This is a genomic window from Kitasatospora sp. NPDC049285, from assembly GCF_040678815.1.
Classification (GTDB): Bacteria; Actinomycetota; Actinomycetes; order Streptomycetales; family Streptomycetaceae; genus Kitasatospora.
Genome location: NZ_JBFAQR010000001.1, coordinates 171,765 through 192,063, shown reverse-complemented (window position 1 = coordinate 192,063; position 20,299 = coordinate 171,765). Strand labels below are relative to the sequence as shown.

The 20,299-nt window shown below is 74.4% G+C and carries 18 protein-coding genes; 5 read left to right on the top strand and 13 right to left on the bottom strand.

The genetic code is table 11. The features are described 5' to 3' along the window. Positions 1–38 precede the first annotated feature (38 nt). A complete protein-coding gene (locus tag AB0K51_RS00850; RefSeq protein ID WP_363448980.1) occupies positions 39–1,562 on the bottom strand; it encodes a hypothetical protein in 1,524 nt (507 codons plus the stop codon). A 304-nt stretch (positions 1,563–1,866) separates the two neighbouring features. Then, positions 1,867–2,802, bottom strand: coding sequence for an N-acetylmuramic acid 6-phosphate etherase (murQ, locus tag AB0K51_RS00845; protein WP_363448977.1), 936 nt, complete (start codon positions 2,800–2,802; stop codon positions 1,867–1,869). Positions 2,803–3,124: 322 nt separating this feature from the next. Here murQ and AB0K51_RS00840 point away from each other — a divergent pair, with 322 nt between their 5' ends. Both AB0K51_RS00840 and AB0K51_RS00835 read left to right on the top strand, forming a co-directional pair. Next, the gene (locus AB0K51_RS00840; RefSeq protein WP_363448975.1) at positions 3,125–4,036 is read left to right on the top strand and encodes a hypothetical protein; all 912 of its coding nucleotides are present in this window, start codon (positions 3,125–3,127) and stop codon (positions 4,034–4,036) included. Positions 4,037–4,122: 86 nt separating this feature from the next. Beyond that, positions 4,123–5,688, top strand: a complete 1,566-nt coding sequence (locus AB0K51_RS00835; RefSeq protein WP_363448973.1) for a glycosyltransferase family 39 protein — start codon at positions 4,123–4,125, stop codon at positions 5,686–5,688. Between the two features lie 37 nt (positions 5,689–5,725). On the opposite strand, the gene AB0K51_RS00830 is transcribed toward AB0K51_RS00835, so the two are convergent. From AB0K51_RS00830 to AB0K51_RS00800, 7 genes are all read right to left on the bottom strand, one after another. Then, the gene (locus AB0K51_RS00830) at positions 5,726–6,667 is read right to left on the bottom strand and encodes a DUF5996 family protein (RefSeq protein WP_363448971.1); all 942 of its coding nucleotides are present in this window, start codon (positions 6,665–6,667) and stop codon (positions 5,726–5,728) included. Positions 6,668–6,842: 175 nt separating this feature from the next. Continuing rightward, complete coding sequence (locus tag AB0K51_RS00825; RefSeq protein WP_363449334.1) at positions 6,843–8,495, bottom strand: condensation domain-containing protein; 1,653 nt, start codon at positions 8,493–8,495, stop codon at positions 6,843–6,845. A 13-nt stretch (positions 8,496–8,508) separates the two neighbouring features. Beyond that, complete coding sequence (locus AB0K51_RS00820) at positions 8,509–9,387, bottom strand: hypothetical protein (protein ID WP_363448969.1); 879 nt, start codon at positions 9,385–9,387, stop codon at positions 8,509–8,511. An 8-nt stretch (positions 9,388–9,395) separates the two neighbouring features. After that, on the bottom strand, positions 9,396–10,163 hold the full coding sequence (locus tag AB0K51_RS00815) for a 4'-phosphopantetheinyl transferase superfamily protein (RefSeq protein WP_363448967.1): 768 nt from the start codon (positions 10,161–10,163) through the stop codon (positions 9,396–9,398). Further along, positions 10,160–11,035, bottom strand: a complete 876-nt coding sequence (locus AB0K51_RS00810) for a hypothetical protein (protein ID WP_363448965.1) — start codon at positions 11,033–11,035, stop codon at positions 10,160–10,162. Before AB0K51_RS00810 ends, AB0K51_RS00815 begins: the two co-directional genes overlap by 4 nt. Before the next feature lie 2 nt (positions 11,036–11,037). Further along, positions 11,038–11,370: an acyl carrier protein gene (locus AB0K51_RS00805; protein ID WP_363448963.1), complete on the bottom strand. Its 333-nt coding sequence runs from the start codon at positions 11,368–11,370 to the stop codon at positions 11,038–11,040. Between the two features lie 126 nt (positions 11,371–11,496). After that, the gene (locus tag AB0K51_RS00800; protein WP_363448961.1) at positions 11,497–12,429 is read right to left on the bottom strand and encodes a 3-oxoacyl-[acyl-carrier-protein] synthase III C-terminal domain-containing protein; all 933 of its coding nucleotides are present in this window, start codon (positions 12,427–12,429) and stop codon (positions 11,497–11,499) included. A 202-nt stretch (positions 12,430–12,631) separates the two neighbouring features. Between AB0K51_RS00800 and AB0K51_RS00795 the strand changes: the two genes are divergently transcribed. The 3 genes from AB0K51_RS00795 (at position 12,632) to AB0K51_RS00785 (ending at position 15,712) form a co-directional block, all read left to right on the top strand. Continuing rightward, positions 12,632–13,810: a glycosyltransferase gene (locus tag AB0K51_RS00795; protein WP_363448959.1), complete on the top strand. Its 1,179-nt coding sequence runs from the start codon at positions 12,632–12,634 to the stop codon at positions 13,808–13,810. Positions 13,811–13,914: 104 nt separating this feature from the next. After that, entirely contained in the window at positions 13,915–14,865 is a 951-nt protein-coding gene (locus tag AB0K51_RS00790) for an ATP-binding cassette domain-containing protein (RefSeq protein ID WP_363449332.1), read from the top strand. 82 nt (positions 14,866–14,947) lie between these two features. Beyond that, the gene (locus tag AB0K51_RS00785; protein ID WP_363448957.1) at positions 14,948–15,712 is read left to right on the top strand and encodes an ABC transporter permease; all 765 of its coding nucleotides are present in this window, start codon (positions 14,948–14,950) and stop codon (positions 15,710–15,712) included. Positions 15,713–15,783: 71 nt separating this feature from the next. Here the strand turns inward: AB0K51_RS00785 and AB0K51_RS00780 are convergent, their stop codons facing one another. The 4 genes from AB0K51_RS00780 to AB0K51_RS00765 form a co-directional block, all read right to left on the bottom strand. After that, entirely contained in the window at positions 15,784–17,097 is a 1,314-nt protein-coding gene (locus AB0K51_RS00780; protein ID WP_363448955.1) for a PLP-dependent aminotransferase family protein, read from the bottom strand. Then, the gene (locus AB0K51_RS00775; RefSeq protein WP_363448953.1) at positions 17,094–18,071 is read right to left on the bottom strand and encodes an alpha/beta hydrolase; all 978 of its coding nucleotides are present in this window, start codon (positions 18,069–18,071) and stop codon (positions 17,094–17,096) included. The genes AB0K51_RS00780 and AB0K51_RS00775 overlap by 4 nt, the downstream gene beginning before the upstream one ends. Next, complete coding sequence (locus AB0K51_RS00770; protein WP_363448951.1) at positions 18,071–18,898, bottom strand: methyltransferase domain-containing protein; 828 nt, start codon at positions 18,896–18,898, stop codon at positions 18,071–18,073. The genes AB0K51_RS00775 and AB0K51_RS00770 overlap by 1 nt, the downstream gene beginning before the upstream one ends. Positions 18,899–19,002: 104 nt before the next feature. Beyond that, complete coding sequence (locus AB0K51_RS00765; RefSeq protein ID WP_363448950.1) at positions 19,003–20,103, bottom strand: alpha-hydroxy acid oxidase; 1,101 nt, start codon at positions 20,101–20,103, stop codon at positions 19,003–19,005. Positions 20,104–20,299: the final 196 nt, after the last annotated feature.

Sequence of the window (20,299 nt, the reverse complement as noted above, 5' to 3'; positions counted from 1 at the left end):
ACTGACGGATCGTCAGCTCCGGTGCCGGGGGCCGGGGTTCAGCTGCTCTGGTAGTAGCCGAGCAGGTCGACCATGAAGTCGGTGTCCTGCCAGCCCTGGTTCCAGATGTCGACGATGCCGCCCTTGCCGCCCGGGGTCTGCGCGACGTTCGGGACGGTCGCGCCGGCCGTCCAGTTCAGCGTCGAGGAGACCGGCCGCGGCGGCGTGAGCGCGGTGCCGTTCTGGTAGTCGGACCAGAAGTTGGGGTCGGGGGTGACCGACAGGAAGCCCGGTCCGCCGGTGTTGGTGACGGTGGTGTTCAGCGCCCACCCGTCCACCTCGGGGGTGGTGGTGTCGCTCTCCAGCCGCATCGCGAAGTAGCTGCGGGCGGGCAGCGGCCCGGCCGGCCGGCCCCAGCTGGTCTTGCGGCTGTCGACGATCCGGAACGGCACCCAGGTCGGGACGAACGCCGCGCGGCTGTCGGGCGTGTAGTAGCCGACCACGTCGACCACCACGTCCGCCGGGCGCCAACTTCCGTTGCGCACCGAGATCTTGCCGTCCTTGCCGATCGGCACGATCACCGCGTTGGCGACCGTCTGGCCGGCCGTGAAGTTCACGTTGGAGGCGTTCGGCACGCCCTGTCCGGCCGGGTAGGCGGTCAGGTGACCGGCTTCCTGCGGGTTGGTGACCGTCAGGTTGAGCGCCACGGCGGTGGCGCCCGCCGGAACGCCGGTCGCGCCGGCGATCTGCACGTCGAAGGAGTTCCCGCCGGCGACCTGCCCGCGCGCCGTCCCGAGGCCCTCGCGGGTGTCGACGGCGCGGGTCTGCGGCACCGCCCGGTACCCGGCGGCGCGGGCGGGCGCGAAGTAGCCGGTGATGTCGGCGATCAGGTCGACCGGCTCCCAGCCCGCGTTGAACAGGTACACGAACCCGTTGTCGTCGAGCCTGCTGAGCACCAGGTTGGGCACGGTCTGCCCGGCCACGAAGTTCAGGTTCGAGGTCTCGGCGCTCTCGGCGAGGGCCTTCTCGGACTCCACCGAGATGTGGCCGGGCCCGGTGGTGCCGGTGACCGTGACGTTCATCGCGACGGCGGTGGCGCCCGCCGGGACCTGTCCCGCACTGGTGATCTTCAGCGCCACCGTGGTGCGCGCGGGCACCTTGGCCCGGCTGTAGCCGGTGCCATCGCGGGTGTCGAGCACCCGGGTCGGCCGGTGCGGGGTGAACTCGGCGCCCCCGGTGGTGACCGCGACCTGGTTGCTCGCCTCGACCCCGTTGGTGGTGTCCTTCGCGGTCACCGTGACGCCGAAGATCCCCACCCCGGGGTAGCGGTGCCGGGTGGTCCGGCTGTCGCCGCCGTAGGCGCGGGCGTCCACCGCGAAGGTCTCCGACGTCCCGTCACCCCAGTTGACGGTGATCTCCAGCGCGCCGTCCTTGGTGTCGAGGACGGAGGTCCGCAGGTCGATGTCGTGCGCACCCCAGGTGGTGGCGGACAGGCCGACCGTGACGGACGCGTCGCCGGGCGCGCTCTGCGGCTGCGCCTCGCCCTGGCCGCGGGCGGCCGCGCCGGCCTTCGGCGCCACCACGGTGCGATCGGCGGGGCTGCTGTACGTCTTGCCCTGCAGTGCCCGGCCGAGGTCGGCTCCGGCGCTCCCCTGCCCGGCACTCCCCTGCCCGGCGGACGCCGCAACCGCTGCAACCGGCGCTACCGGCGCAGCGGGTGCCGCGCCGGGACCCGCCGCCACGGCGACGCCGGGAGTCAGACCAACACCGGCCGCCACCAGGGCAGCCGGAACCACGAGTCGGCGATTGCGCACCGAAATCCCCCAACGTACATCGGTCAACACTCGAACTGCTGTCCACAGTTCGCGTACCCGCCCACAGTACCCGTCACAGCGCGGCCCGCAGCGCCTCCCGGAGCCGGCCGTGGTGCTCGGCGAGCAGCCGGGCGGCGGTCGGGGCGTCGCAGCCGGCGAGGATCAGCAGGATGGCGTCCTTCACCCGGCCGCCGGTGGCGTCCAACGCGGCGTCAACGGTCGGCGTGTCGGCGTCGGTTGCGAGCGCGACGATCCGGCGGGAGCGGACCCGGAGCTTCTCGTTGGTCGCGCGGACGTCGACCATCAGGTTCCCGTACGTCTTGCCGAGCCGGATCATGGCGATCGTCGAGAGCATGTTGAGCACCAGCTTCTGCGCGGTGCCGGCCTTCAACCGGGTGGACCCGGTGAGCAGTTCCGGTCCGGCGACCACCTCGATGCCGTGCTCGGCGGCGGCCGCCAGCGCGGAGCCGGCGTTGCACGAGAGCCCGACGGTGAGCGCGCCGAGCGCCCTGGCGTGCTCGACCGCGGCCAGCGCGTACGGGGTGCGGCCGGAGGCGGAGATGCCGACCACGGTGTCGTCGGCGGTGAGCCGCAGCGCGTCGAGGTCGGCGACGGCCGCGTCCCGGTCGTCCTCGGCGTTCTCCACGGCGGCGGTCATCGCCCGCTCGCCGCCCGCGATCAGTCCGACCACTTGGCCCGGCGCGGTGTTGAACGTCGGCGGGCACTCGCTGGCGTCCAGCACCCCGAGCCGCCCGGCCGTCCCGGCGCCCGCGTAGACCAGCCGCCCGCCCCGGCCCATCCGTTCGGCGATCGCGTCGATCGCCGCGGCGATGGCGGGCAGCGCCTCGGCCACCGCCGCCGGCACCTGCCGGTCCTCGCCGTTCATCAGCGCCGCGATCTCCACCGTCGGCAGCCGGTCGATCCCGGCCAGCTCCGGCCGGTACGCCTCGGTGGCCAGCCGGTCCAGCTGGGCGAACAGGTCTTCGTCGTGCTGCGGGCTACTCGTCACAGCCTCCGAGCCTAGGGCCTGTCGTCAAACTGCCGTCGCAGCCCCGCGTCGTCTGGTGCGTGCTCTCGGCGTGGGGCAGACGGGAGCTTGAAGACAGGCCCTGGTACCGCGGCAGCCTTCGCCCCGTCAGGCAAAGATCGCCTACCACGGCACCAATGCTGCGACTCGCCGCCGCCCACCCGATCGGAAAGCGTTTGCCGACCGCGTCGGCCGACCCGCGCATCGAACGGGCACCCTGTGGCGTCCGGCCGTCCCCGGCGGGCTAGTATCCCGGCTGCTCGACCCGCCGATCATTGCGGGCCCGTCACCTCTGGGGGATTCCATGGCGCCTCGCGTCATCCGCTGCACGTCGCTGTCCGCCGCCGCCCTGCTGCTGGCCGCGCTGCCCGCGGCCACGCCGGCCGAAGCGGCGGGCAACGGCACCGCCACCACCACCCTCGGCGGCGTCCCGTCCCGGGTGGCGACCGGCGACGGCTTCACCCTCTCCTTCACCGTCAAGTCCACCTCGCCGTACCGGATCCAGGTCGACACGCTCTACCTCAGCTTCTGGAACCGCACCGAGCGCGACGCCGGCCACCGCGGGGTCGACGCGCAGTGGCAGGACCCGGCGACCGGCGCCTGGCGCGCCTCCGACTTCAGCGACGGCATGGGCTGGAGCCTGTACGAGCGCGGGGCCGCGACCATCCAGCCGTACGGCTCGCTCACCGTCCACGTCCGCATCGCCATGGGCCCGTCGGCCCCCGCGGGCACCTACCAGGTCGGCACCAACGGCGTGTCCGCGTACAGCCTGGTCGACCAGGACGGGCACGGCGCCGGCAGCCTCGACTCGTACAACTACCCGCAGACCACGTTCGTCTACGGCGGCGGCGCCGCTCCCGCCACCCCGACCCGGACGACCGCCGCACCGTCCCGGACGGCCATCGCCGGTCACTCCTCGTCCCCCGTCGCGGACGACACCGCCGCGCGGGCGAGCGCCACGGCCGACGCCCCGTCACCCGTCGACTCGCCGACCCCGGCGCCGTCGCCCTCCGAGACGCCGAGCAGCTCTCCCACCGCGAGCGGCTCGCCGTCCCCGTCGGTGTCGGCGAGCACCACCGCGCTCTCCACCACCGGCGGCTCCGGCTCCGCCGCGACCCCGCTGGCCCTGGGGGCAGGCGCCGTCCTCGCAGGCGGGGCCGCCCTGGTCGTCGCCGTCCGCCGCCGCCGCACCGGCCCGTCGCAGGACGCCGGCTGACGCTCCGCCGGCCCGCTCGGTCACCGCTCGGCAAAGGCACCGCCACGGGGCCTGCGCCGGGCCGGGGTGTCTGCCACACTCCTCGCATGGACGTTCGGGGGGATGGCCACCGGCAGGTCGGCCGTGCGGTTCCAGCGGTGGACGGCCCGGGTGCGCTCGACCCGACCGCGCCGCGGGCGCGGTTCGCCGCCCGCGAGGTGCTGTCGCTCGCTGCGGCGGTCGGCGCGGTGCAGGTGGCGCTGGCGGGGCGGTACGGGTTCCACCGGGACGAGTTGTACTTCCTGGTCGCGGGACGGCACTTGGCGTGGGGGTACACCGACCAGCCGCCGCTCACCCCGCTGTTGGCGCGGGTGTCCACGGAGCTGTTCGGCGACGGGCCCACGGGGCTGCGCGCGGTCGCGGCCCTGCTGTGCGCCGCGACCATCGTGCTGATGGCCGTGGTGGCACGGGAGTTGGGGGCGGGCCGACCCGGCCAGGTGCTGGCGGCGGCGGCCGGGGCGGTCTCCTCGATGGTGCTCGCGGTGGGCCACATGGTGACCACCGTGACCTTCGACCTGGTCGCCTGGCTGGCCGTCAGCCTCCTGCTGCTGCGGCTGCTGCGCACCGGCGACGGCCGCTGGTGGCTCGGCGTCGGCGCGGCCACCGGTGTGGCGCTGCTGAACAAGGACCTGGTGCTGCTGCTCCTCGCGGCGCTGCTCCCGGCGGTCGCGGCTGCCGGTCCGCGCCGGGTGCTGCGCGGTGCGTGGCCCGTGGCGGGGGCGCTGCTCGCGGGCGTGCTGGTGCTGCCGAACCTGTACTGGCAGGCCCGGCACGGCTGGCCGCAGCTGACGGTGGCGGCGGGCATCAGCGACAAGGACGGCCTGGCCAACCGGCTGACCTTCGTGCCGATGCAGGTGCTGTACCTGTCGCCGGTGCTGGTCCCGGTCTGGGTCGCCGGCTTCCGGCGGCTGCTGCGCGAACCGGAGCTGCGGTGGGCCAGGGCGGTCGCGTTCGGGTATCCGGTGCTCTGCGTGCTGGTGGTGGCGCTGGGCGGCAAGCCGTACTACGCGCTGCCGCTGCTGCTGGTGGTGACGGCCGCCGGGTGCGAGCCGGTCGCGCAGCGGGTGTGGGGGCCGGGCGGGGGTGCCCGGGCCCGGGTGCGGCTGCTCGGCTGGCTGCTGGTGGGCGCGCTGGTGAACGCCGTGATCACGCTGCCCGTGCTGACGGAGCGTCAACTCCCGGCGGTGACCTGGATCTACCCGGAGCAGGGCGAGCAGGTCGGTTGGCCGGAGCTGGCCGCGGCGGTCGGCGCGGGCTGGTCCGAGGTGCCGCCCGAACTGCGGTCCCGCACGGTGGTCTTCGCCAGCAACTACGGAGAGGCGGGCGCGCTCGACCGGTTCGGCGCACGGTACGGCCTGCCGCAGGCGCACTCGGGGCACATGTCCTTCGCGGACTGGGGCCCGCCGCCGGACTCGGCCACCGGCCCGGTGCTGCTGCTCCACCCGGCGCCGTACCCGCAGGTGGAGCGGTACTTCACGGACTGCCGGGTGGTCGCCCGGGTGGACAACGGGCACGGCCTGGGCAACCAGGAGCAGCACGCCCCGGTCCTGCTGTGCGCGGGCGCCGTCGCCCCGTGGTCGCAACTCTGGCCGCAGCTACGGCACTTCTACTGACGGACCGACAGGAAGGGGCACCGGCACCAGCGGCGGCTCAGTCCTGCGGCAGGGTGCGCAGTTCGGCGTCGGTGATGCCACCGGGGCACTCGCGGCTGCGCTCCCAGCCGGCCAGATCGGCGCCGGCCCGGTAGGCGGAGTCGAGGAACTCGCGGGCGGTGCGCCACGGGTCGGCGGCGGCGCGGACGTCGTCGTACGGCAGGAGGGCGAGGTGGCTGCCGTGGGAGGCCGACCACCGGGCGGCGGCGGGGCGCAGCGGGCTGGTGTCGAGTCCGGCGGGTTCGGGCGCGGTGTAGGAGTAGAAGGCGGGGGCTGGCACCTTGTCGTCGCCGAACCAGAAGCCGGCCGAGACGACCTCGCGGGAGTAGGCCTCGCGGGTGACTGCGTCGGCGGCCGGCTGGGAGGTCTCGCGGTCGGAGAAGCGGGTGACGGCGAGGTCGAAGCTGTGCCAGAACAGGTGGACGGGGCTGGTCTTGCCGGAGTAGCCGCTGGCGTACTCCTCGAGCAGCAGGCCGACCTGGCTGAGGATCCGCCAGCAGGTGGTGACGGCGGCCGGGTCGTAGCTGCGGTGTTCGTGGTCGTCGGCGAACGGCCGGTGCGCGTCGGGAAGGTCGTACGGGTAGGGGTGGCCGGGGACGATGTCGATGTCCAGGGAGATCAGCGCCCGCAGGGTGTCGCGGTAGAACGCGCCGACGGAGCGGCCGGCCAGCGGGAAGGACACCTCCCGGCCGCCGAGGGTGCGGACGTACAGGCGGTGGTCGGTGAGGTCGAAGTCGACGGTGAAGGCGTCACCGCCGCGGGTCGGGCCGGTGGGGCGGGTGGTCAGGCCGCGGCCGGTGAGGTGGAAGGCGACGTTCCACCAGTGGTTGCGGCGGGCGCTGCCGGCCAGCCGGATCTTGCCGATGATCTGCGCGAAGCGGTGCAGGGTCTCCTTGGTGTCCCGCCAGGTTTCCAGCGGCAGGGGCGGGAACAGTTCCACGGTGGCCTCCGGGTGCGCGGGCGGCGGGGGTGTCAGGGGACATCCTCGCCGCCGCGCGAGCCGCCGGGCGGCTGCGACCCGCCGGGCGGCGACTCGCCCGGCGGTTCGGGTCGGTTCTCGACGGGCCCGTCGCGTCGGTTCCCGGCGGGTCCGTCGTGGCGGTTCCCGGGCGGGGTCAGTCGCGTCCGCTGCCGGTGCCGGCCGGCAGGACGTAGCGCTGCGGGGCGGTCACGGTGTCGCGCCAGGAGAGCGCGGCGACCACCGCGGCGTGCGCCTCGGTCGGCGTCAGCTCGCAGCCGGACTCCACGGTTGCCGTCAACTCGCCGTTCTCCCAGGTGACTTCGACGTCCTTGACGGCCAGGACGGTGCGCAGCAGGTCGGCGACGGCGTCCAGGTCGACCCAGTTGCTGCCGACCTGCTGCCAGCGGCCCTTCTCGCGGCGGCCGACCGGCAGGCCGCTGAGGGCGGCGAGTTCTCCGTCGGGTCCGAGGGTGACGTTGCGCTGTCCGGCGAGGTCGATCAGGCGGAGCAGGGCGCGGGCGAAGTTCTCGGTCTCCTCGCGGTCGAGGATGTCGGGGTGGGCGTGCAGGCTGATCTCCAGGCAGCCGCTCGTGCGCCAGATGTTGATCATCAGTCGGGTGGGGAGCGGTTCGGTGGGGTACCAGACCAGGTCGGGGTCGACGGCCGGGTCGGGGCGCAGGGCGGCGATCTCCTCGGGGACGGTGCCGCTGACGTCGTTCAGGACGACGTCGCGGACGAACCGGGCGCCGCGCTGGAGGGCGGAGTCCTCGATCAGCTGCCAGATCCGTTCGGTCGCGAAGGTGGCGTGCCAGTAGCCGGAGAGGGCCTGGCCCTGGGTGCGGCCGATCAGGGTGTCGAGGTCGGGGCAGTCGGTGTCGAGGACGAGCAGGGCGTCCTGGGCGAGGGTGCCGATGTGTTCGGCGAGGCCGGGGCGGTGCCGGTTGGCGGAGAGCGCGGCCATCACCACGGTCGACCGGGCCGCCCGGTGGGCCGCCAGGGCGGCGTAACAGGCGAGCAGGACGGCCGACTTGGAGCTTCCGGTGCGCTGGACGGCGCGCTCCAGGGCGGCGGCGCCGGCCGGGGTGCGGAGGGCGAGGGTGTGGAGCATGGTGTCGACGGAGCGGACCCGGTCGTCGGCGAAGACGGCGGTGGGCTCCTCGCCGAGGATGCGTTCCCAGTGGCGGACGGCGGCGCGGGCGCGGCGCTGTCCGCCGGTGGAGCGCTCCTGCTCGGCGACCTCGATCGGGGTGGGCCCGGTGGCCGGTGGCAGTTCGCCCCCGGAGGTGAGGGTCAGCCACTCCTGGAACAGCAACCCGGTGGCGACGCCGTCGAGTTGGGCGTGGCAGACGACCACGGCGAGCAGCACGGGGCGGCCGTCGCGGGTGAGCAGGCCCAGGCGCAGCGGGAAGTCGACGGCGAGGTCGTACGGGTCGCAGCGGTTGTCCCAGCAGAACGCGTCGGCCCGGGCGGCGGCGTCCTCGTCCGCGTCGAGGGCGATCACCTCGACCGTGAACTCGCCTTCCTGGAGCTGCTGCTGGGTCTCCGGGAGCCGGTCCTCGGGCCCGGGGAAGACGGTGCGCAGGGCGGCGTGCCGCTCGGCGAGGGTGCGCAGGGCGGCGAGGCAGCGCGCCACGTCGGCGCTCTCGGGGATGATCCAGGCCGCCTGCTTGTTCAGCGAGGAGGGTTCGTTCCTCTCGCGCGAAGGCTGTTCGTTGCGCAGGCAGCGGAGCATGTTGTCCTGCCCGAAGGTGAGCGGCCCTTCGGCTCCGGGCGCCTCGGCCCGGTACCGCACCACCGTGGTGTGCATGTCCGACACTCCGTCAGTCTCCGTTCAGGGCAGTGCTGATGTACTCGGGCCAGTCGACCGGCCGGGGGCCGTGGGTGTGCAGCAGGGCGAGCGCGATCCGGTCCAGGCCGAACGCGGTGCAGGCGGTGTTGCCGCGTTCGCCGCCGGCGGTGAAGTCGAAGGCCTCGCCGAAGTGGTCCTTGTGGATGTTGGCGGAGGCGATCGCCTGCGGCAGGCCGTCGGCCACGGGCACCCGCAGTTCGAACTTCAACTCCTGGGCCCGCTGGGCGGCCTGGTAGAGCTTGCGGCCGCCGCCGAAGAACGGGTCGTCGGCGAGTTCGACGGAGGGCTTGAGGCCGAGGCCGTCCAGCCAGGCGGCGACCCGCTGCAGCCAGTGCTCGCGCCAGGCGGCGCAGTGCTCGGCGGTGCCGGCGGTGACCAGCTCGGCCATCCGGAAGGTGCGCAGGCGGCCGGGTTCGGCGGTGGCCTCCTGGCGGAAGCACTGCGCCTCGACCGAGTAGCGGACCGGCTCGGCGAGGTCGCGGCCGGTGAGCCCGGCGTAGACCGGGTAGCAGGCGGCAGGCAGCAGGACCAGGTCGGAGATCTCCTGGTCGGCGTGCCAGGCGCCGGACTCGGCGACCAGCGGGGCGAGCCGGCGCCAGTCGGCGGCGCTGCCGGTGTAGCTGTGCACGGTGCCGAGCAGCTGCGGGAAGGAGGCGGCGTAGCCGGCCCGTTCGATGGTGCGGCGGGAGATCACCGGGGGGATGGCGAGCCGGACGAAGGGTTCGTCCGCGGCCAGCCGGGCGATCGAGTCGCGCAGCGCGAGCAGCAGCTTCTCGTAGGCGGCGGGCTGGAGTTGGACGCCGGGGACATCGGTGGGGAGCGGGGTGGCGTCGTCGGGGTGGCGGTTCATGGTCTGCCTCAGGGTCGGGGCCGGCGGGCGGCGTTGGCGGGTTGCGCCGCCGGGGCGGAGGGCGCGGTGGCGTGGTCCGGCTCGGTGCGCGAGGTGGCCCGGGGGTCGGTGTGCGGCCGGGTCGGCGGGTAGGTGCGCAGCTGCGGGTCGAGGTGGTGGGCGCCGCGGCGGGCGAGGGCGGCCCGGTGGCCGGGCGGCGCGGGCAGGTCGGTGACGGTGCACGGTCCGAGCGGTCCGGTGAGCAGGTGCGGCCCGGGGGTGAGCGGCCCGGCGGGGGTGCGCAGCCCGTCGGCGAGGCGGCCTCCGAAGGCCTTGGTGTACGCCTCCTTGCGGGTCCAGCGGACGGTGAACTCCGCTGCCCCCTCGCCGGTTTCGCCCTGCGGGAAGTAGCGGTGGGCGAGTCGGGCGGCGGCGCCGTCGGCGGGGACGGGTTCCAGGTCGACGCCGACCGGGTCGAGCCGTCCGCCGTCCGCCGGGGCGAGGGCGAACAGCGCCCACCCGCCGCTGGTGCTCAGGTTGACGCTCCACTCCCTTTCCAGGCCGACCGCTTCGGGTCGGCCGTGGGGTCCGCGCCGCCAGCGCACCCGTTCGGGCGGCAGGTCGGCGGCGGCGGCGGTGAGCTGCCGGGCGACGGCGTGCGCGGCGATGAAGCGGTGGCGTTGCGGTCCGGCGGGGGTGCGGGCGGCCCGATCACGCTCGTCGGGGTCGAGAAACTCGTAGAGCGCGCGGGCCTGTTCGGCCTCGACGTCGGCCGGGATCAGCCATACCTCGATCACCGGCGCTCCCCTGCCGGCCCCCAGCAGGCGAGGTCGAGTTCGCCGGTCTCCGGTTCCCAGTCGGCCAGCGCCAGCGGGCGGTCGGCGAGCAGCGGATCGGCGAGCGCCGCGCCGAGGGCCGCCCAGCCGCCGGTGTACGGGTTGCCCGCGCGAGCCCGCCGGATCTCCGTCCCGTCCACGCCGGCGAGCCCGGCCAGCCCGGGGCCGAACAGCAGTGCGACGTCCGGGGGCAGCTCGCGGCACCAGGCGTGCACTCGCGCCTCGACCTGATCAGCCGTCACATCGCGTGCGCAGTCCAGGAGTTGCAGCGGACGGCCAGCCTGCTCTTCCTCCCACAGCAACGCGGCGGCCGAATGCCGGTCGGGCAGCCGGGCCGGGCGGTGCGGGCGGTGGTGCAGGTCGGCCTGCTCGACCGCGATCAGCAGGACGCGCCGCGCCCCCGCGGTGCGGGCGTAGGCGTCGGCGATCCGCAGCGCGGTGAAGCCGCCGCCGGCGCCCTCGTCGCACAGCGCGAAGGACAGCGGCTCGCCCGGGCAGACGCCGCTGAGGTGGACGGCGACGGCCTGGCCGGGCCGGACGTCCGGAGTGGCGTACACCAGGACCAGCAGGTCCACCGGGCGGGTGGCGTCCACCAGGTGGTGCACGGCCTGCTCGGCGAGGGCCGCGTATGACTGGCCGCGGGCGCCGCCGAGGTTGTCCTCGTCCAGGGCCAGCCCGTACGGTCCGGCCAGGTCGGCGGTGAAGGTGCGCAGGTCGGGGTCGGCGGCGAGCGGGGAGTCTCCGGTCAGGTCGAGGGCGTGCGCGGTGGTCAGGCGCAGCGGGGAGCCGCTGCGGGGCAGGGTGCGGTCGGGAAGCGGTCCGCGGACGCGCACGCTCAGTCCTCGGCGATGACGTGTCCGGCGACGAAGCCCGCCAGGGTGCCGACCGAGCGCAGGTCGTCCTGGTCGATCCCCTCGACGTCGATCTGCACGTCGAGGTGGTCCTCGAGTTCCAGGATGAGTTCCAGGGTGGCGGCGGAGGTCAGCCCGACCTCGTCGAAGAGGCAGGCGTTCTCGCCGACCTCGGGCAGTTCCTTCTTGAGCACCCGGGGCAGCAGCAGCAGGATCCCGTCGAGCGCGCGGGCGCGCAGCTCGGGGTCGGCGGCGGAGTCGACGTCGGCAGCGGCTTCGGTACCGGCAGCGGTTTCGGCAACGGTGGAGTCGGTCATGGCGATTCCCAATCCGGCCGGGCCCAACTGGTGGGCACGGCCTGATGATTCACAAGGCGGCGAGGCGGCGTGACGGCGGCGCGGTCGGCGCGCCGGGCACCGCGGCACGTGCGGAGGCGGTGGGCCTCAGTGCTGCAGCACCATGGCGGCGAAGGTCGCACCGAGTCCGGACGCGGCCACCAGGTAGCGGTCGCCGCGGCGGAGCAGGCCACGCGTGGTGGCGGTGTGGTGGTTGAGCAGGACGTCGGCGGCGAAGCTGTGCCCCACCGCGGGGACGTTGTCCAGCACCACCCGCTCGGGCGGGAACCCGGTCAGGCGGCAGATCCGTTTCCAGGAGACCTGGTTGACGTTGTGCGGAAGCAGCAGCCGGATCGACTCCCAGGTCTCGCCGGCTTCCTTGAGTGCGGCTTCCATCACGCCGACCACCAGCTCCGGGTAGCTGCGCTGATAGCGCTCCAGCAGCTCCGGATCGTCGGCGAATCGCCCGTCGAATTCGCCGTGCTGGTCGACCGCGTAGGACAGCACGCGGTCGCGTTCGCCTTCGGCTCGCACCAGGCAGGCGGCCGCCCCCTCGCCGAACAGGGCGGTGTCCGGGACGAGTCGGGCGTCCCGGGTGAAGGTCTTCTCGCCCGCCAGGATCAGCGCCATCGCCTCGGGGTCGGGATCTGCCGCCAGCAGCCGACCGGCCACGTCCAGGGCCAGCAGGGAGCCGGCGCAGGCGTGGTGGGTGATGGTGAAGGCACGCGCATGGTCCAGCCCCAGACGGCCGAGCAGTTCGTGCAGCGGGTTGTGCGGGTAGGGCGCCGCGATCGGCAGGCTGCGCGCGTGCAGCACGTACTTCACCCGGTGTTCGCGGCCGCGCAGTTCGGTCAGGGCCGACGCCGCTGCCGTGAGCAGATCGGTCAGGTCGCCGTCCGGGTCCAGGCGGACCTGGTCGAGTCCGTGGAACCGGCGGAACAGCTTGACCTGACGATCGGTCAGCCCGAGGCGCGCTCCGACCAGTTCGATCGGTTCGGCGACGGGCGGCAGGTGGACGGCGACTGCCTCCAGAGCGGTCACGCGGGCTAGTATTCCGTCGCCTCCCCGGCCCGCACAAGAGATCACCGGGGCTTCCTTCGCACCGCCTGCGCCGGACCTTCACCGCTCCCCCGTCGTTTGCACACGACGAACGCAGGCGCCGCACCGCCGCCGCCCAACACCTCTCGCCCGTCCGCCCGTTGACCCGCGCCGCGAAATCCGGCGCCGTCCGGAGGGAGCCGTCGTGGCCTCCGTGGAAACCGCCGTCGACCGTCCGCTGCGCTGCCTGGTGGTGGTCCCGCCGCTGGCCGGGCACCTGCTGCCGGCCCGGGCGCTGGCCCTGGAGTGGGAGCTGCAGGGCCATGAACTCTGCTGGGTGGGGCCGGAGTCGGCGCTGCGGCCGGTGCTGGGGCCGGACGCCGTGGTGCACCCGACCGGCGCCCGGGTGTTCCGGGAGCAGGCGGCGGGCGGCGCGGCGGCGGTGCGCTCACTGTGGGAGGGCTTCGTCGCGCCGTACACCCGGTTCACGCTGCGCGCGGTGGAGCGGGCGATCGCCGAGTGGCGGCCCGACGTGGTGCTGGCCGACCAGCACAGTCCGGCGGGCGCGCTGGCCGCGCAGAAGGCCGGGGTGCCCTGGGCCTCGTTCGCCCCGTCCTCGCTGGAGATCGGCCGACCGCTGGACGACGACCGGGAGTTGACGGCGTGGCTGGACGGGGTGCTGCACGGTCTGTGGGAGCGGGCCGGGCTGCCCGCCGACCGGTTCACCGACCCGCGGTTCTCGCCCGACCTGGTGATCGCGCCGACCTGCGCGGAGCTGGTCGGCCTGCCGGCCGTGCCGACGCAATACGCGCTGGTCGGACCGCTGCTCGCCGGTCGCCCGGAACTCCCGTTCCCCTGGGAGCTGCTGGACCCGGACCGACGCCGGGTGCTGGTCACCATGGGCACCCTGTCGGCCGAGGTGGCGGGCGACTTCCACCGCCGGGTGGCCGCCGCGCTGGCCGAACTCCCGGACGTCCAGGCGGTGGTGGCGGCCCCCGGGGACGCCGCACTGCCGCCCGGGTCGATCGCCCTGGACCGGGTTCCGGTGCTGGAACTGCTTGAGCGCGGGGCGGTGGACGCCGTACTGTGCCACGGCGGGATGAACACCGTGGGCGAATCCCTGGTCCACGGGCGGCCGTTGGTGGTCGCCCCGATCCGGCACGACCAGCCCGTGACCGCCGCACGGCTCGCCGCCCTCGGCGCCGCCGTCCAGGTGGACTTCGCCACCGCCACCCCCCACCAGCTGCACGCAGCGCTGTCGGCCGCTCTGACGCGGCCCGAGATCGGCGCCGCCGCACGCCTGTTGGGCCGTCAACTGCTCGACGGCGGCGGCGCGGTGGCCGCGGTCGAACGCCTGGAGCGGTTCGCGCGCGCACCGCGCTGAACCCGTCCCGCCATCTGGTCCAGACCATTGTCGGCAGACCGGCTCGGGCCCTAGGGTCTGCTCCGGCATCCGATCCCAACCGACCACAGGAGTCCGGGTTGATCGTGACCAAGGGGCTGCGCAAGTCCTTCCAGCCCCGCCGCGGTACCGCTGTCGACGCGGTTCGCGGCATCGACCTGCACGTCGAGGAGGGCGAGATCTACGGCCTCCTCGGCCCGAACGGCGCGGGCAAGACCACCACCCTGCGCATGCTCGCCACCCTGCTCACCCCCGACGGCGGCGACGCCTCGGTGGCCGGCGCGGACCTGCTCCGCGAGCCCGGCGAGGTCCGCCGCCGGATCGGCTACGTCGCGCAGGGCGGCGGCACCACCGACAACGCCTCCGCCCGCGAGGAACTCGTCCTGCAGGCCCGGATGTACGGCATCGGCAAGGCCGAGGCCGTCCAGCGCGCCGAGCACGGCCTGGCCGCCTTCGACCTGGGCGAGTTCGGCGACCGCCTCTGCAAGACCTACTCGGGCGGCCAGCGCCGCCGCCTCGACCTCGCCCTCGGCGTGGTGCACCGCCCCAAGGTGCTCTTCCTCGACGAGCCCACCGTCGGACTCGACCCGCGCAGCCGCGCCCAGGTGTGGGCCGAGGTCCGCCGCCTGCGCGAGGACGGCATGACCGTGCTGCTGACCACCCACTACCTGGACGAGGCCGACGCGCTCTGCGACCGGATCGGCATCGTCGACCACGGCGGCATCGTCAACGAGGGCACCCCCGAGCAGCTCAAGCAGGAGATCTCCGGCGACGCCGTCACCATCGGCCTGCCCGGCGACGGCGACACCGCCCGAGCCGAGCGCGCCCTCGCCGAACTCCCCTGCGTGCAGCGGCTGGAGAGCCTGCCGGGCGAGGACGGCCTGCGCCTGCACGTGGACTCCGCGGCCACCGCCATCCCGCAGCTGCTGCGCGCGCTGGCCGCGGCCGGCCTGGAGCCGGAGCACGTCCAGCTGCAGCGCCCGAGCCTGGACGACGTCTTCCTGGCACTCACCGGCCGCCCGCTGGTGCACAGCTGACCTCCTGCGGCCGATGCCGCCCGGCTGACCCTGCGTCAGCGCCGTCAGCCCTCGATCCTTCCCGACGCCCCGTGAGGTCCCCGTGAAGCTCGCCCGCGACACCTGGCTGGTCTACCAGCGCCAACTGCTCCTGATGGCCCGCTCCCCCACCTGGCTCGCCGTCGGGCTGCTCCAGCCCTTCACCTACCTGCTGCTGTTCGCACCGCTGCTGACCTCGGCGCTGGCCGCCTCCGGAGCGCACAGCACCGCCGACGCCTACCGCATCTACGTGCCGGGCCTGCTCTCCGCGCTCGCCGTGATGGGCGGCCTGTTCACCGGCTTCACGCTGCTCGGCGAGCTGCACGCCGGCATCATCGAGCGCTCCCGGGTCACCCCGGTCAGCCGGGTCGCCCTGCTGCTCGGCCGGGCCCTGCGGGAGACCACCGCGCTGCTCGTCCAGTCGGTGATCATCGCGGTGCTGGCCATCCCGTTCGGCTTGACCGTCTCCTTCACGGACCTGCTGCTGGCCCTCGCGCTGCTCGCCCTGATGGCGATGATGGCCTCCTCGGTCTCCTACGGGCTGGCCCTGCTGGTGCCCACGGACGCCGCCCTCGGCCCCGTCGTCAACACCATCGCCCAGCCGCTCGCCCTGCTCTCCGGCACCCTGCTGCCGATCGCGCTCGCCCCCGCCTGGCTGCGGACCGCCGCCTCCTGGAACCCCTGCTACTGGGCCGTCGAAGGCATGCGCGAACTCTTCGCCGGACACCTCGACGCCCCCGCGGTCTGGCGCGGCCTGCTGCTGACCGCCCTGATGACCGTCCTCGCCGTGGCCTGGTCCGCCCGCCTCTTCGCCCAACGCGTCCGCTGACCCGCCGCCCGTGACGGCGCATGCCGAGCAGGGGCCGGGCACCCAGCCCGACCCCTGCTCGCTGCGCCGTCCTACCGGCCGTCCGCCCCGCCGGCCGGCAGCCTGGTGTGCACGTACGCGGCCAGTCGCCGTACGCCGTCGGTGATCTGCTCCGGCGTCAGGTAGGAGCAGGACAGCCGCAGGCGGTGCTCGCCGCCGCCGTCCGGGTAGAAGCCGGACATCGGGGTCCACAGCACGCCGTACTCCCGCGCGCAGGCGTCCAGGGCCTGCTCGTCGGCCTGGAACGGGACGGTCAGCACCGCGAAGAAGCCGCCCTCCGGGGCGTTCCAGGTGAGGCCGGGGGTGTGCCGGAAAGCCTTTTCCAACTCCGTCAGCAGCAGCTCCATGTTGGCCGCGTAGAACCGGCGGGCGGGCTCGTTGGCGGCCCGCAGGCCGCCGCGCAGCAGCATCCCGCCGATCACCGCCTGGCTGAGCGCCGAGGTGTTCACGGTGGTCATGCTCTTCAGCTTGGCCAGCTCGTCGGCGAGCAGCCCGAGCCGCCCGTCCGGGCCGATCACCTGCTGGTCGGCGACGACGTAGCCGACCCGGGCGCCGGGGAAGCAGGTCTTCGCGAACGAGCCGAGGTAGACCACCCGCCGCCCGTCGCCGTCCAGCGCCTTCAGCGTGGGCCGGGCCTGGGCGGTGCGGCCGAAGAAGCCGTACGGGTTGTCCTCGATCAGCAGCAGCCCGGCCTCCTCGGCGACCTCCAGCAGCCGCTTGCGGGCGTCGAGGCCCATGCTGGCGCCGCTCGGGTTGGCGAAGTCCGGGACCACGTAGCAGGCCCGCGGCCGCTTCCCGGCGGCCCGCAGCTCGCGGACGGCCGCGGCCAGCGCCTCCGGGTCGAGGCCGCCGTCCGGGCCGGCCTCGGGGACCGGACGGACCGTCAGGTCGAGCAGCCGCGCCGCACCGGTCACCCCGACGTAGCAGGGCGAGGAGACGAGCAGCACGTCGTCCGGGTCCGCGCACAGCGCGCGCAGCACCAGCAGCATGCCCTCCTGCGCGCCGACGGTGACCACCAGCGCCTCCGGGTCCACCGCCAGCTCCTCGTCGGCGGCCAGCGCGGCCGCGATCAGCGGCGCGATCAGCCCCTTGGTGCGCCCGTACTGGAACACCTCCTGCCGGACCCGGCTCTCCGTCAGGCCGCGCTCCTCGCGCAGGTGCCGCAGGTAGGCGTCCAGGTGGCGGGGGATCTCCGCGGGGTCGAAGAACTCCTCGTACGGGCGACCGGGTGCGAAGGAGACCGCGTCGGGGTAGCGGCCGGTGACCTCGTTGAGGAAGGTCATCGCGTCCAGCAGCGGATCCGAGAGCGAGCCGTGCAGCTCCGCCAGCCGCAGCGGGCCGCTCACGGCCGCCCCGCCCCGGCGCGGTCCGCGGGCGCGCTCTCGAAGGCCGCCACCAGGCGCTGCGCGGCGTACCGTTGGGCGGCCCGGCCGTCGTCCAGGACGCCCGGCATGGCGAAGAAGCCGTGCGGCATCCCGGCGTAGCGGCGCAGTTCGACGGGGACGCCGGCGGCGCGCAGCTTCCCGGCGTACTCCTCGCCCTCGTCGCGCAGCGGGTCGTACTCGGCGGTGATCACGGTGGCGGGCGGCAGGCCGGCGTGGTCGGCGGCGCGCAGCGGGGAGGCGAGCGGGTCGTCGGCGTCGGCGGGGTCGGCGAGGTAGTGCGACCAGTACCAGGCGACCGAGTGCCGGTTGAACAGCAGCGGGTCCGCCGGGCCGGACGGCGCGTCAGAGCCCGGCCGGTGGTCGGTGTTCGGGTACACGAGCAGTTGGTGGACGAGCGCGGGTCCGCCGCACTCGCGGGCGAGCAGGGTGAGTGCGGCGGCCAGGTTCCCGCCCGCGCTGTCGCCGCCGACGGCGATCCGTGCGGGGTCGATGCCGAGTTCGGCGGCGTGTCCGGCGGTCCACTCCAGTGCGGCGTGGCAGTCCAGGACGGCGGCGGGGAAGCGGTGTTCGGGGGCGTGCCGGTAGCCGACGGCGAGGACGGAGCAGCCGGCGGCGTTGGCGAGGGCTCGGCAGATCGGGTCGCCGGTCTCCAGCGAGCCGAGCGCCCAGCCGCCGCCGTACAGGTACAGCAGGGCGGGGCGGGCGGTGGCGGGCGGGGCCTGCTTGGGCCGGTAGTGCCGCATGGTGAGCGGTCCGGCGGGGCCGTCGACGGTGAACTCCTCGACGCTGCCGACCTCTTCGCGGGCGCCGGTGGCGGCCCGCAGGTCGGCGAGGTCGGCGGCGCGGGCCTGCTCGAGGGTGAGGGTGTAGAGCGGCGGGGTGCCGGCGGCGGCGCGGCGGGCGCGCATCGCCTCGGCCTGCGGGTGCAGCGGCATCAGTGTCCGGCTCCCGGGGCGAGGGCCTCCAGGTAGATCGACTCGTCCTTGCGGAAGGCGGTGTCCAGGTCGGCGACGTCGGGGCGGGCGCCGGTCTGGAACTCCCGCCGCTCGATGGTGAATCCGGCGTACCCGGCGCGCTCGAGGACGTGCCGCAGTTCGGCTTCGTCGTAGATCCAGCGGTGGCCGAAGTGGTAGAAGATCTGGTTCAGCATGAAGGCGCGCCGCTCGGGCATCGGCGGGCCGACCCGCATGGTGCGCAGCCGGCGGCGGTGGCGGGCGAAGAAGCTCTCGCGTTCGTCGAGGTAGCCGTGGATGTAGCGGGCCAGGTCGGGGGTGGTGAGCCGGAGCAGGCCGCCGGGGCGCAGGACGCGGCGGACCTCGCCGAGCCAGTGCACCGCGACGGCGAGCGGGACGTGCTCGATGAGGTGCTCGGCGTACACCCAGTCGACGCTGTGGTCGGCGAACGGGAGCGGCTGCGAGATGTCGAGCTGGGTGAACAGGCTGCTGCCGTCGACCCGGTAGACCGGTCCGGGCTTGGTCGCGTCGGTGTCGCTGTGCAGGCCGACCAGGTCGGTGCCGAGCCCGGCCGGGTGGCGGGTGCGGAACGCGGCGAACTCCAGGCCGGTCACCCCCAGCTGCTGGAAGTCCTGGTGGCTGTGCGGGAGTTCCTCCCGGACCTGCTCCAGGCTCTCGCACCGGGCCAGGTTCTCGGTGAACGCGTCGGTGCGCGCGGTCAGCCCCTCCGGGTCCTCCCAGTCCCAGCCGGCGAACAGCGACTCGGCGGTGGCGGCAGGTGCGGCGGGGTCGGGGTGTGCGGTCGCCACGGGATCCTCTCGTTGTACGTGAAGGTCGAGCACGAAGGTGGTGCGCAAGCTCTGGGTGGATCGCCCACGGCGGGTGGGCAGAACCACCTACAGCCGATCTGACGCTACGTCAGCGATTGCGGCGGCCAGGGCGCGAGCGCGGTGCGGTCCAGGTCGGCCAGGGTCGGACGGCCGCCGAGCACCATGGTGTCGAGCAGTTCCTCGCGCAGCAGGTCGAGCACGGCGCGGGCGCCGTGCTCGCCGCCGTGGGCGAGTCCCCACAGCACGGGCCGCCCGATCAGGGCGGCGCGGGCGCCGAGGGCGAGGGCTTTGGCGAGGTCGGCGCCGTGGCGCAGGCCGCCGTCGACCAGCACGGGGTAGCCGGCCGGGACGGCGGCGACCACCTCGGGGAGGGCGGCGAGCGCGGGCGGGGTGCCGTCGAGCTGGCGGCCGCCGTGGTTGGAGACGATGAGCGCGTCCACGCCGTGCTCGACGGCGAGCCGGGCGTCCTCGGCGGTGAGCACGCCCTTGAGCACCAGCGGCAGCGGGGTCCGCTCGCGCAGCCAGGCCAGGTCGGCCCAGCTCAGCCCGGGGTCGAACTGCTGCCGGGAGTGTTCCTCGATGCCGGAGGTACCGGCGGCGGAGTGTCCGGCGCCGGTGGTGAGTTCGGCGGCCAGGTTGGCGGCGGTGAGGCCGGGCGGCAGTGCGAAGGCGTTGCGCAGGTCGCGCAGCCGGCGGCCGACCTTGGGGGCGTCGACGGTGAGCACCAGCGCCTGGTAGCCGGCCTGTTCGGCGCGTCGGACCAGCGCCGTCAGGGCGCCGCGTTCGCGCAGCCAGTACAGCTGGAGCCAGCGCGGTGCGTCGGGCGCGGCGGCGGCGATCTCTTCCAGGGTGCGGCCCGCGAAGATGCTGGTGACCAGCAGCGCGCCGGCCGCGGCGGCGGCCCGGGCGGTGGCCACTTCGCCGTCCGGGTGGGCGAGTTGGTGGTAGGCCATCGGCGCGACGCCGTACGGGGCGGCGAGCGTGGCGCCGAGCAGTTCGGTGCGGCAGTCCGGCGCGGAGACGTCCACCAGGACGCGCGGGCGCAGGACGTGTCGGCGGAACGCGGCGCGGTTGGCCCGGCTGGTCCACTCGCGGCCGGCTCCGCCTTCGAAGAAGTCCCAGATCGCGGCGGGTAGTCGGGCTTTCGCCAGCGCGCCGTGCTCCGCCAGCGTGAGCGGAACCATCGCCTCCAAGCCTCCTGATGGTCAGTCAACTGGTCCGGAAACGTTGGACAGCGTAGGGGCCATCCGGCCACTGGTATAGACCTTGACCCTTGATGGACTCCCGTGCAAAGGTCGGGGCCGACGGGGGTTCGACACTGAAGCATCACAACTTCTCGACCCATGCTTCCCTTTTCGAGCGCGCGGAGTTGCGTTGACG